At 60.2% G+C, this 12465-nt stretch carries 7 protein-coding genes and 1 tRNA gene; all 8 read left to right on the top strand.

Annotated features, from left to right (window positions below):
* Positions 1-68 precede the first annotated feature (68 nt).
* Positions 69-809 carry a response regulator transcription factor gene (locus H1204_RS02835; protein ID WP_180729734.1) on the top strand — a complete coding sequence of 247 codons (741 nt, stop codon included), beginning with the start codon at positions 69-71 and terminating at the stop codon, positions 807-809.
* Positions 810-818: 9 nt separating this feature from the next.
* Positions 819-2366 (top strand): sensor histidine kinase, encoded by a 1548-nt coding sequence (locus tag H1204_RS02830; protein WP_180729733.1) that lies wholly within the window; start codon positions 819-821, stop codon positions 2364-2366.
* Between the two features lie 228 nt (positions 2367-2594).
* Complete coding sequence (locus tag H1204_RS02825) at positions 2595-4253, top strand: MFS transporter (protein WP_180729732.1); 1659 nt, start codon at positions 2595-2597, stop codon at positions 4251-4253.
* An 89-nt stretch (positions 4254-4342) separates the two neighbouring features.
* A tRNA-Met gene (locus tag H1204_RS02820) sits at positions 4343-4419 on the top strand.
* A 162-nt stretch (positions 4420-4581) separates the two neighbouring features.
* Positions 4582-6291 (top strand): site-specific integrase, encoded by a 1710-nt coding sequence (locus H1204_RS02815; protein ID WP_180729731.1) that lies wholly within the window; start codon positions 4582-4584, stop codon positions 6289-6291.
* A gap of 1055 nt (positions 6292-7346) precedes the next feature.
* Positions 7347-7787, top strand: coding sequence for a hypothetical protein (locus H1204_RS02810; protein ID WP_180729730.1), 441 nt, complete (start codon positions 7347-7349; stop codon positions 7785-7787).
* A gap of 461 nt (positions 7788-8248) precedes the next feature.
* Positions 8249-9055, top strand: coding sequence for a Hachiman antiphage defense system protein HamA (locus H1204_RS02805; protein WP_180729729.1), 807 nt, complete (start codon positions 8249-8251; stop codon positions 9053-9055).
* Positions 9056-9101: 46 nt separating this feature from the next.
* On the top strand, positions 9102-12209 hold the full coding sequence (locus H1204_RS02800; RefSeq protein WP_180729728.1) for a DEAD/DEAH box helicase: 3108 nt from the start codon (positions 9102-9104) through the stop codon (positions 12207-12209).
* Positions 12210-12465: the final 256 nt, after the last annotated feature.

Below are 12465 nucleotides of genomic sequence, written 5' to 3'. Positions count from 1 at the left end.
ACTACCGACAAAATTTTTCGGAGACGCTGTGCGCCGGGCGCCCCGGTGCCGGCCGGGCAGGGCGCATCATGCGAATTCTCATTGCCGAAGACGACAGCATACTCGCGGACGGTCTCGTTCGATCACTCCGCCAATCGGCATACGCCGTTGACCATGTGAAGACGGGAGCGGAAGCGGATACCGCGCTGTCGATGCAGACTTTCGACCTCCTCATCCTCGATCTCGGCCTGCCGAAAATGTCGGGCCTCGAAGTGCTGCGGCGTCTGCGCGCGCGCAATTCGAACGTGCCCGTGCTGATCCTGACGGCAGCCGACAGCGTCGACGAGCGCGTGAAGGGCCTCGATCTCGGCGCCGACGACTACATGGCCAAGCCTTTTGCGCTGAACGAGCTCGAAGCGCGCGTGCGCGCGCTCACGCGGCGCGGCGCGGGCGGCGGCCCGACCGTCGTCAAGCACGGCTCGCTGTCGTTCGACCAGGTCGGCCGGATTGCCTATGCCAATGAGCAGGTTATCGATCTGTCCGCACGTGAGTTAGGATTGCTCGAAGTCCTGTTGCAGCGGATCGGGCGGCTGGTGTCGAAGGAACAACTGGTCGATCACCTGTGCGAATGGGGCGAAGAGGTCAGCAACAACGCGATCGAAGTGTACGTGCACCGGCTGCGCAAGAAGATCGAACCGAGCGGCGTGCGCATCATCACCGTGCGCGGGTTGGGTTACTGTCTGGAGAAGGCCGCACCGCAGACGCCGGCTCAGCAGTCCGAGCCGTCCGACGCGCCCGCTGCCATGCCCGCAAGCCACCACTTCAAGTAAAGGCGTTCCATGTCCGTCCGCGCACCGCGCGCCACGGCTCACGCGGCGGATCTCGACGAAGTCCGCGACGCGCGCTACGCGAATCCATTCGCGCCGCCCGACGAAACCGAGGCGGCTGCGGAGACGCGTCCGCGTTCGCTCTTCGGCGAAATCCTCGACTGGATGCTCGCGCCGTTGCTGCTGCTATGGCCGATGAGCCTTGCCGTCACGTACCTGGTGGCGAAGTCGATTGCGAACGGACCGTTCGATCGCGCGCTCGAAACCGACGCCTACGTGCTCGCGCGGCAGATTCATCCCGTCAATGGCATTGCCGAACTGACGTTGCCCGATTCGACGCGTGATTTTCTTCGTGCCGACAATATAGATAGCGTGTTTTATCAGGTGCTCGGCACGCGTGGCGAACTGGTTGCGGGCGACCGCGACATGCCGCTGCCGCGCGAGGAAGACCGGCCGCAGCCGGGCATCGTCGAGTTTCGCGACGACATGGTGCGTGGCAACGACATCCGTGTCGCGTACACGACCGTCGAGTTTCCGCAGACGCCGGGCGCGCAGCCCGTGCTCGTGCAGGTGGCCGAAACGCTCGACAAACGTAGCGCGCTCGCCAACGACATCATCAAGGGCGTGATCCTGCCGCAGTTCGTGATCCTCCCGCTCGCGATTCTGCTCGTGTGGTTCGGGCTGTCGCGCGGTCTCGCGCCGCTGCATGCGCTGCAGGCGCATATTCGCGCGCGGCGCCCCGACGACCTGTCGCCGCTCGAAGCGCGCCGCGCGCCGCCGGAAATCGAGCCGCTTGTCACGTCGTTCAATGACCTGCTGACGCGTCTCGAACAGAACATGGAACTGCAAAAGCGCTTCATCGCCGATGCCGCGCATCAGATGAAGACACCGCTCGCAGGCTTGCGCACACAAGCCGAGTTGGCGCTGCGGCAGGATGCGTCGGCGGAAGTGCATCGCTCGCTCGAGCAGATCGCGACGAGTTCAGAGCACGCCGCGCGGCTCGTCACACAGTTGCTTGCGCTCGCGCGCGCGGAGAACCGGATGTCCGGCCAGATCTTCACGCCCGTCGAGATTGGCGACGTTGCCCGCAGCGCCGTGCGCGACTGGATCCAGCCCGCGCTCGCGAAGCAGATGGATCTCGGCTACGAAGGCCCGGAAACGCCCGAAGAAGCGATCGAAGTGGATGGCAACCCGGTGATGCTGCGCGAGATGCTGTCGAACCTGATCGACAACGCAATCCGCTACACACCATCGGGCGGACGGATCACCGTGCGGGTGCGGCGCGATGACGTCGCCCACATGGCTCATCTCGAAGTAGAGGACACGGGCCTTGGCATTCCCGCCGCCGAGCGCGAACGCGTGGTCGAGCGGTTTTACCGGATTCTCGGGCGCGAAGGCGACGGCAGCGGACTGGGCCTCGCGATCGTCCGGGAAATCGCGACGATGCACGGCGGCACGCTCGCCATCGAGGACAACGTCTATCAGACGTCGCCGCGCCTCGCCGGAACCCTCGTTCGCGTCAGCTTAAGGATGCTGGATCGTGTACGGGACTTACCCTAATCCGTCAGTTTCACGCATTTTAGTCACCACTAACATGCCACCAGTTTCGCCGCAATAAAGCATCCAATAGCCGACGTTGCCAACATCAAGCTCGACATTCGACAATTTTCGACACTCTCAAACAAACACTTCCCGAGTCAGAACGCCGTAAGTTTCCACTCCAATAATCGCTACACGGACACGCCCGACCTGGCGAGCCGCGACTGATATCAATACTGGAGACGACATATGGCTACCGTAAGCGGGCAAATCTCGCACGCGCCGATGACGAGAGAAGAGAAACGGGTAATCTTCGCGTCATCGTTGGGCACGGTTTTCGAGTGGTACGACTTTTATCTGGCCGGCTCGCTCGCGGCCTTCATCAGCAAAAGCTTCTTCTCGGGCGTCAATCCGACGGCCGCGTTCATCTTCACCCTCCTCGGCTTCGCAGCCGGCTTCGCGGTGCGTCCGTTCGGTGCGCTGGTGTTCGGGCGGCTCGGCGACATGGTCGGACGCAAGTACACATTCCTGATCACGATCGTCATCATGGGTCTATCGACCTGCGTGGTCGGCTTCCTGCCGGGCTATGCGGCGATCGGCATGGCGTCGCCGGTGATCTTCATCGCGATGCGTCTGCTGCAAGGTCTTGCCCTCGGCGGCGAGTACGGCGGCGCCGCGACTTACGTCGCGGAGCATGCGCCCGCCAACCGTCGCGGCTTCTACACCGCGTGGATCCAGACGACGGCGACGCTCGGCCTGTTCCTGTCGCTGCTCGTGATTCTCGGCGTGCGCACGGCAATGGGCGAAGACGCATTCGGCACATGGGGCTGGCGCATTCCGTTCGTGGCATCGCTGGTGCTGCTCGGCATCTCGGTGTGGATCCGGATGCAACTGCACGAGTCGCCGGCTTTCGAGCGCATCAAGGCTGAAGGCAAGACGTCGAAGGCACCGCTGTCGGAAGCCTTCGGTCAATGGAAGAATCTGAAGATCGTCATTCTGGCTCTGATTGGCGTGACGGCTGGCCAGGCAGTTGTCTGGTACACGGGCCAGTTCTATGCGCTGTTCTTCCTGACGCAGACGCTGAAGGTCGATGGCGCTAGCGCGAACATTCTGATCGCGATCGCGCTGCTGATCGGCACGCCGTTCTTCCTGTTCTTCGGTTCGCTGTCCGACCGGATCGGCCGCAAGCCGATCATCCTGGCAGGTTGCCTGATCGCGGCGCTGACGTACTTCCCGCTCTTCAAGGCACTGACGCACTATGCGAACCCGGCGCTCGAAGCCGCGACGCAGAAGTCGCCCATCGTCGTGATCGCCAATCCGGACGAGTGCTCGTTCCAGTTCAACCCGGTCGGTACGTCGAAGTTCACGAGCTCTTGCGATATTGCGAAAGGCGCGCTGTCCAAAGCTGGCTTGAACTACGACAACGTCGCGGCACCGGCGGGCACGATGGCGCAGATCAAGGTCGGTGACACGACCATCGATACCTATGACGGCAAGGCCGCCGACGCCAAGGACGCGGGCAAGGCGTTCGACAAGAACCTGGGCACCGCGCTGAAGACAGCCGGCTATCCGCCAAAGGCCGATCCATCGCAGATCAACTGGCCGATGACCGTCGTGATCCTGACGATCCTCGTGATCTACGTGACGATGGTGTACGGGCCAATTGCGGCGATGCTGGTCGAGATGTTCCCAACGAGGATCCGCTACACGTCGATGTCGCTGCCGTATCACATAGGCAATGGCTGGTTCGGCGGCTTCCTGCCAGCGACGGCGTTCGCGATCGTCGCCGCGAAGGGCAATATTTACTCGGGCCTGTGGTATCCGATCATCATCGCGCTGGCCACCTTCGTGATCGGTCTGCTTTTCGTGCGGGAGACCAAAGACTCCAATATCTACGCTCAGGATTGAGCGCGGCGTAGGCAACCGGAGTTCTCGCAAAAAGTTGTCGCGCGGGGGTTGACAGCCCCCGCCGGCATCTTCATAATCTCGCTTCTTTCGGCGAATTAGCTCAGTCGGTTAGAGCGACGGAATCATAATCCGCAGGTCCGGGGTTCGAATCCCTGATTCGCCACCAGCTTCAAAAAAAGCCGCTGTTTCTCACGAAACAGCGGCTTTTTCGTTCTGGAACACCGGTACTGCGCCGGAAATGGTGCATTACGCAGCTAAATTTCAGATGCCGCCGGTTTTCGAAGTCCGGGTGCTACACGCCACTGTTACCTTTCCGTGGAGAGCATCCGTGAAACACCCCTACCTGACCACCCGCGCCGATTCAACCCATTACTACTTTCGCCGCAAGGTGCCGCTCAGGCTGCGCGCCCTGCTCGACAAGACCGAAATCTGGCTGAGCCTGGAAACGCCGTGTCGCAACGAGGCCATCACCCGCCTGCCGCTGGCCGCCCTGGAATTCGAACGCCTCGTCGCCCCGGTACGGGCCGCGGCCGACGCCGCCGCAGCGGCCGACAGGAGCTGGCTGCCACGCGGCCGGCGTCCCGCGGCCGACGATGAGCCGCACCCGTACCATCCGTCCGTCCAGCCACCGGGGTGGACACGACTTGAAGCCGTCCTGTTTCCGCGCGTCGTGGCCCGCTACCGGGCGAATGCGCTGGCAAACGACGACGAGATGCGACCGACCTACTTTGCGGCGCCCCACCCGGACGCCCGTGACGACGACGGTTACGACGACGAGGCCCATAAGGACCTGCTGCTGGACGCGCGCAGGCAGTTGCGGCGGGCGCGGGCCGCCGGGGACTTCTCGCACATCCGCGAGTGTGTCGAGCAACACCTCGAATGGGAGCGTGCATGGCTGCCGGCTGACTCCGCAGAATTTGACGAGCTGCTCCGGCAGATGGCGGACGCCGAGGTCGAGGTGCTGGACGAGGAACTGCGGCGCATCGATGGTGAAGTAGGCAGGACGCCGGACCTGATTCCACTCGTCGACGCAAGCGACACGTGGGCCTGTGCGATAAAAAAATGGGAAGAGGACGCTGCACCGCGGGCGAAGACCGCAGACGAGGTCAGGGCACAGGTCGTACGCTTCGAGCGGCTCGTGGGCCCGATGCCGCTATCCGCCCTGACCGCCGCGCACGTCACGCTCTTCAAGACGGCCTGTCTTGAAAAGGAAGAGGTCAGCAAGAGTCGCGTCAACACCATCATCGCACTGCTCTCCCCGGTCATCAACGTGGCGATGAAAAACAAGCTGACCCCACTCGGCACCAACCCGTTTTCCGGGGCGAAGTTCAGCAAGAAGGCTGTGCGCAAGGACACCGACCCCGAGGCCATCCGCGACGCCTTTACGGTTGCCGAACTCAACCAGCTGTACGCGTCGCGTGTCTTCGTGCACGGTCATCGCCCCGGAAAAGGTGGCGGAGACACCGCCTACTGGCTGCCGCTGCTGGGTCCACACACCGGCGCCCGGCTCGAAGACCTGTGTCGCCTGCGCACCCGCGACGTCGTCCAGCGGGACGGCGTATGGTGCCTTCACCTTCACGACACCAAGCGCGAGCACCGCGCGGCTTTCGCCGCCAACATGCGTCACGTCCCCATCCACCAGTCGCTGCTGGAGTTGGGCTTTCTCGAGTTCGTCGAGGCGCAGGGCCGCGAAAGCGACCGGCTGTTTCCGCGACTCAAGCCGAACAAATACGGCCAGCTTAGCGCGACCTGGAGTTCGTGGTTTAGCGACTACCTTGATGCGGACGCCGGACTGGATGCCCCCCGGCTGGACTTCCATAGTTTCAGGCATACCTTCAAGACGTTTGCTCAACTGTCAGGCGTGAACGACTGTGTGATTGAAGAGCTGAAGGGGCACGCCCCGGACAGCCTGTACGGACGCAACGAGGGAGGCGAAAAGCGGCTGCCGTTCGAACTGCTCGTCGCGGCGATGGACAGGCTGTCCTTTCCGGGACTGGAGCTCGGGCACCTGCCCCGCTGGCGGGCAGCGAAGCCGTAACATCGACGTGCCGCCTCCAGCGTCCCGTGCACAAGACGCCAGATGCCTGCGGGGCCAGGCATCTGGCCATGGACAATCCCGCTGCCAGCCGGCGTCGGCGTCTTTCACGCACCGGGCGCCCGGGCGCAGGAGGCCCACCTGGAAGCGTCAAACAGCGCCCCCTGACCGGCGGGCGAGCCACAGGCCGGCACCCAGTCCGGACATCGGCCGGCCCGCCCCCGACGACTTCCGGGCTCAGGCGCGTGCGCCGCCCCCCACCCCCCTATCCGCCCCCAATGCCGCCTGTCGGCCACGCAACCCCACGCCCTGCCCGCCAGGCCACGCGCCCCCTGGTCCACGCTGCATGCGCGGCCAGCAGCCTGCCAGCCAGGATGTCCTGGTTGGCGTCCCCAGTTGTGCGGCCCTCAACGAAGCGGCCGCCGTTCCGGGCCTGCTGCAGGAGAAGGGAATGTCCGGGCGAAGCAGAAGCTCAGGCTCAACCGGCACGCGGCGCCCTTTACTTCACCGCACCGGAGGTAACCGCCGGCTTGGCCATATAAATGCGGCTCGCTAGAGTTTTGAAAAGAGAGCTTCCTTACTACTAAAGAGGCTTCCTTTGCTAAAAGAAAAGATAAAGCCTCTTGGGAAGGAGCAACGCGGGCGTCTGCGACACCCGGCCTGCTTCAGGGTACCGGTCCAATCGTAGCGGCGCCAGGGCCCGCGACAGGATGACCGATTCCGGCGTATCCGCCGGAATCCGCTCAAGCCACGCCATACAGGCGAACATCCCATGCGTGTCCGGACTGACTACCTGTGCTCGCCGATGGAGTTCTGGTCATTGGCACGGCCATATACATCACGGGCTGACGCCCGGGGCACGACCTCTGGCGCCCGGGGCCAGCGGGACCTGAAAGGCCGCACCCTCGAGTACCCCTCCTACGGCACTTCCGCCTTTGGCCCCTCTTTCTGAAATTTGAGCTGGAAGCGCCTGCGCGCTTGGGTGGCTTTACTTTGCATCCCCGTGACCTTGAGCGGTTTCGGGGCGCATCCACCAATCCATCATCACAGGAGCTTCCATGCGCAAACCGTCCCGCCGCCAATACTTCAAGGCCATCGACGATGTCATCTACCGGCACTGGCTAAATTTCTCGGACCAGCCAAACGGGGCACTGATGCGGGAGATTGCCGAATCGGAGCGGCTGTTCCGCGAAGAGCGCTGGCCGCGCCCGCTCGACTTCATGCACCACCTGTATATCGATACGGTCGTCGAAGACATTGAAAAGGAAGCACTCGCACAGTTCCCTTCCGACGCTTTTGCGGGGCCATCGTTGCCGGTCGCGGTCAGCCGGCCCGTGACCCGAGGCAGTGGTCAACCTGTCGGCTGGCAACCAGCGGTTCCTGTCTGTTTCTGGGACCCGCTGAACCTTCTCCGTGACCATCTTGCCTTACACCGCGACCTGCACGCACTTGAGGTCCGTTGCCTGGGGGTCGCAGAAGACAGCTGGATTGAGGTTTAACACGCAGCCATGTCGCCCGTTCAGGGGCCGGGCGGCCGCCCGACCTGCAGTCGTCCGCCGGTTTCCAGGCAGTACCCGGTTGAGTGACCGGCGCCGCTTTACCGGCTGTCACCCATGCTGAGACAGACTGGAACCGGGCGAAGTCTGTGACGATGAACGCCAACGCCTGATGGGAATGCATCTACTTGACGACACTGGGTTCGACCCGTCATTCGCTGAGATGGTCGCGTAGCGTGCGGGTACAAGAACCAAATAGGCATTTAGTTGCCCGACGTTATAGCTTCGCCGGGCGGAAGGCATTCATCGCACATCCGGCCTTCACCTAGACGCTGAAAGCTTGTGTAGACTTGCTTGCCCGTCGAAATTAGACGAAGCGACTCGGTTATATTGCGACCGAAAACACGTCGCTGGCACAGGCAAAGCTAAAATGTCATTTGAGAGAGTAGTCCCCGAGGGTATCCATGCCTCCACCTGAGCACCTCAACTGGTTGGTACAACGGGAACCGTTGAGGACCGACGAAGGTAAGACGGTCACAATTTTAGAATTTCAACATCAACCGGACAACGCTGTCCTGTCGGCATGGGCCAGACATTTTCGCCAGCATTACTGTTCCGATGACGATATTGACGTTCTACGAGCTGGAACTGAACATTCACGTTCCGAATTTCTGAAAAACCTAGTGTTCCCAAATACCACAAAACCCGGACCGTCAATTCGGTCCGGCGATTTTGCTGAAATATTGGTTTGTGACTTCCTCGAGCACAGTATGAATCACTGGGTTCCTAGGGGGCGATTTGCGGAGAAAGCAACACCCAATGAATCGGTGAAGGGCACCGACATCATCGGTCTTTATTTGTCTCCGACTGGTAACTCTATCGAAGACACGCTGACAACCTTTGAGGTCAAAGCGCAGTTGCGTGCAGGCAAGCCTCAGCCTAGGCTCCAGGTCGCTGTGGACGACGCCGCAAAAGACAAAGTACGGCAAGCTTACACGCTGCTCGCAATGAAGCGGAAAGCTCACATGCAGGGCGACAATGCGCGGGTAGCGCTAGTCGAGCGCTTTCAAGCGAAGCCAGATAGGCCCTTTATAGAACTGACAGGTGCGGCCGCCGTGCTGAGCAACGGCGCATTCGACGCCGAGCTGATTGCGGCGACGACAACAGCATCACATCCCCCGGGCTCTTCTGTCCTTCTGTTGGTAATTCGAGGTGAGGATTTGATGACGCTCGCCCATAGTCTCTACGAGAGGGCCGCAGATGAGGCCTGAGGCAAATTCTCGGCGCTTGTTCGGGATAACACAAGCGAAGGCCCGGATGTATGAGTACGCGGTGCGAGAAGAGGAACATATCGATATTCCTGCCGGTACACATCCTGAAGACCTGTTTGCGCTTGCTATAGGTATTCTGGGCGACGAGGCAGCGGCCATATGCGATAAGGTTCTCGAACAGCGGACGGTGCTCGGGGCTCCCGTGGCGACGGACCAGCAGGGTCTGCGATTTGCGGCCTCGTTCTTTTATGCATATGTCGAATCGAGGTTTGACGTGGACCTCGACGAAGAATTGCTGACGCTTGCTGCAGCGACGTTTTATTTGGCCGAGACTCCGGGCAGTAGTTTCGTGGTCAGCAACCTGCTATCGACACGTACCCGCCAGCAGTTGTACCCATTCTCGACGGTTTTGCGCCTGGTACTCGCGAATCGATGGGCCGATACAGAGGTTCCTCCCGAAATTCGATTTTCCCCTTTGCTTGTAACTATGTTGCGTGCGGCGGGTGACTTGCTGTCGCGCGACGGAGGCGACGAGCGAATCCTTCTACGGCACTGCTCAGGGCTCCGGCAAGCTGTCTATCGAAACGGTAGTTCGAGAGATGTCGCGTTTGTGGACCTATGCGTAGCAGTCGTCCTACGCAAGGTCGGTAATTCGAGTCGCCTGAACTTGCCTCGATACTCGCGACTAGACGAAGAGCAGTGGTCAGACGTTCTTCGAAAACCCAATTTCGTTTCAGAGCTATGGCCGGCACAACGTCTACTCGGAAGAGCTGGCTTGTTTGCGGGAGCGTCGGCTGTCGTTCAAATGCCGACGAGTGCGGGAAAGACTCGAGCGATTGAACTTGTAATTCGGAGCGCGATGTTATCCGGCAGTGCCCAGACGGCGGTGGTGGTCGCACCCTTTCGCGCGCTATGCCATGAGATATCGAACTCTCTACGCCAGACGTTTGCGGGCGAGCGGGTGTCTATCGACGAGCTCTCGGATGTCCTGCAGCAGGACTTTCTGGAGTCGCTGGCGGACCTGATAGGTGAAATTGCTCAACCGTCCCCACAAGTCTTGGTGCTGACGCCAGAGAAGCTTTTATATGTTTTGCGGCAGGCGCCTCAGATTGCCGGCAAAATCGGGTTGATTGTTTACGATGAGGGGCACCAGTTTGATTCTGGTCCCCGCGGCGTGACGTACGAGTTGCTACTTACCACTCTGAAGCAGTTTCTGTCACGCCGAGCGCAGGTGGTCCTAGTCTCGGCGGTCATTTCGAATGCACAAGCGGTCGGCCAGTGGCTAATCGGCGAACGCGCTCCCGTGGTTGATGGCAAGGAACTGACGCCGACCCAGCGTTCTGTTGTCTTCACGAGTTGGCAGCATGCCTTGGGCACTCTTCAGTTCGATGCTCTGGGTCAGCCTGATGACTTTCCTTACTTCGTTCCGAGGGTCATTGAGCCATATTCATTTCCGCTTCGTGGTAGAGAACGAGTAGTCCGAGTGTTTCCTGAGCGTAGTGCTTCGGAGGTCGCCTTGTATCTCGGATTGAAGTTGGCGCCGCAGGGAAGCGCCGCTATTTTTTGCGGGAGAAAGGATAGTGCCGCCGGCATTGTCAGAGATGCCGTTGAATATTTCGAGCGAGGCTTACCTTATCAATCGCCAGCGGAAATCGCAAATCAGGATGAACTGCAGAGGTTGGTGCACCTCCACGCAATGCATTTCGGCGACGATGCGGTCGTGACCCGAGGTGCAAGGTTCGGTGTGTTGGCACATCATGGCAATACCCCCCAAGGTCTTCGACTCTGTATCGAACATGCGGTGAAAGAGGGCCTTGTGCCTTTGGTCGTGTGCACGTCCACCTTGGCACAAGGAGTGAATCTGCCGCTCCGATACCTGATTGTGTCAACAATCTATCAAGGTGGGGAGCGCGTGAAGGTGCGAGACTTTCACAATTTGATGGGGCGAGCAGGCCGTGCCGGAATGCATATCGAGGGTTCCGTAATCTTCGCAGATACGCGCATCTTTGACGGTAGGAGTGCTCGACGTGAGCGGTGGCGATGGAATACAGTTCGTGAGCTTTTAAATACCGCAAATGTGGAACCGACCGGCAGCTCGCTTCTAGGTCTTGTCGCTCCAATAATGAACGACGATGGCTCGCAGGAAGTGCAGGCCGCTTTCGACGTCATCATTGCACTGTTAGGGGACGAAGATAACGCACTGGCGCAAATCAATGACGACGCACATTACCTGGCCGGTATTGGCGCTACGCCTGAGCATGTCGCGCAGCAGGTGAAAACCAAGGAGCGGCTCGTCAACGCTGTCGCCAGCTTCTTGCAGGCCAGTCGCGGGGAGACCGCATTCGAGGAATTTATTGAGGTGGTCAGTGGGCTTGCGAAGAGTACGCTAGCGTACTCGTTGGCTTCGGATGACCAGAAAACGTTACTGGTCGACTGTTTCATCGCAATTGCGCGCGCCGTCCAAGACCGTGAGCCGGAAGCCGCTAACCAGACGCGGAATTCGCGGACGCTTTTGGGTCTGAATGCACTTGCGAAGATTTATAGATGGTGTGAGCGGAGCCGTGACCTCGTGTTCGCAGCGCAGACTGAGGTGGAGCTATTGAATGCGATTTGGCCAGTCTTGCTTGAAGTGGGTGAAGACGACCTGCTTGAGAAAGTCGTCGGCAAGGAATTGCTCATAGATGTCGCGCAATCGTGGCTATCGGGAGCAGCGTATTCTCAAATCGAAGAAGTCATCTCGGCTGGTGGCATCGTGAAGCGATTTGGGGAGAGCACGCGCCGGTTCACACCTGAAGATGTCGTTGACATTTGCGACAATTGCTTTGGCTTTGAGTTCTCGCTGTATCTGACCGCATTGGTGACGTATTTTGAGCAAGACGGCGACCTAAACAACGTCGATACTGTGGAGCTGATTAAGCGCCTTCAAAGCGGACTAAAGTACGGCCTTCCAGACCCGTTGGCTGTGGCCATTCAAGAGTCGGGTTTCGCAGACAGGATGCTTACGCTGGATTTGCGACCGGTCTTCGCAGGGGTCCACCCTTCTAGAGACGCAGTCGTAACTTATGCTCGAAATAATCCAGCTGCTGTTAGCGCTGTGCTTGATAGATACCCATCGTATTTTCAGATGGTCTTTGCAGGTCTCACTCAGCGATGAGGCATTAAGGGCCCGACTCGGCGGAGCCGACTAAGCGACGCATCGTGAATATGCGCCTCCAGCATCATGGTTAAGAGTGGAGCGTAGACGACAGTAATTGGCCGAAGTTAGGTTCGTTGAACGTGACCGTCTTACCCGTGTAGTAGTTTGCCGGTTCGAACTGGCACTTGCGTACAGCGTTCTGATTATCAACCACAGCAAGGACGAATCCTGGCCTCGGCTCCCTCGGACACTTCAAGTAGATGACCTCCTCCTC

This window comes from Paraburkholderia sp. PGU19, assembly GCF_013426915.1.
GTDB lineage: Bacteria > Pseudomonadota > Gammaproteobacteria > Burkholderiales > Burkholderiaceae > Paraburkholderia.
This window is presented reverse-complemented; position numbering and strand designations above follow the sequence as displayed.

Excerpts from the sequence above, each read along its gene's own strand:
- H1204_RS02800 (WP_180729728.1), top strand. The coding sequence starts at position 9,102 with ATGTATGAGTACGCGGTGCGAGAAGAGGAACATATCGATATTCCTGCC.
- H1204_RS02810 (WP_180729730.1), top strand. The coding sequence starts at position 7,347 with ATGCGCAAACCGTCCCGCCGCCAATACTTCAAGGCCATCGACGATGTC.
- H1204_RS02805 (WP_180729729.1), top strand. The coding sequence starts at position 8,249 with ATGCCTCCACCTGAGCACCTCAACTGGTTGGTACAACGGGAACCGTTG.
- H1204_RS02835 (WP_180729734.1), top strand. The coding sequence starts at position 69 with ATGCGAATTCTCATTGCCGAAGACGACAGCATACTCGCGGACGGTCTC.
- H1204_RS02825 (WP_180729732.1), top strand. The coding sequence starts at position 2,595 with ATGGCTACCGTAAGCGGGCAAATCTCGCACGCGCCGATGACGAGAGAA.
- H1204_RS02830 (WP_180729733.1), top strand. The coding sequence starts at position 819 with ATGTCCGTCCGCGCACCGCGCGCCACGGCTCACGCGGCGGATCTCGAC.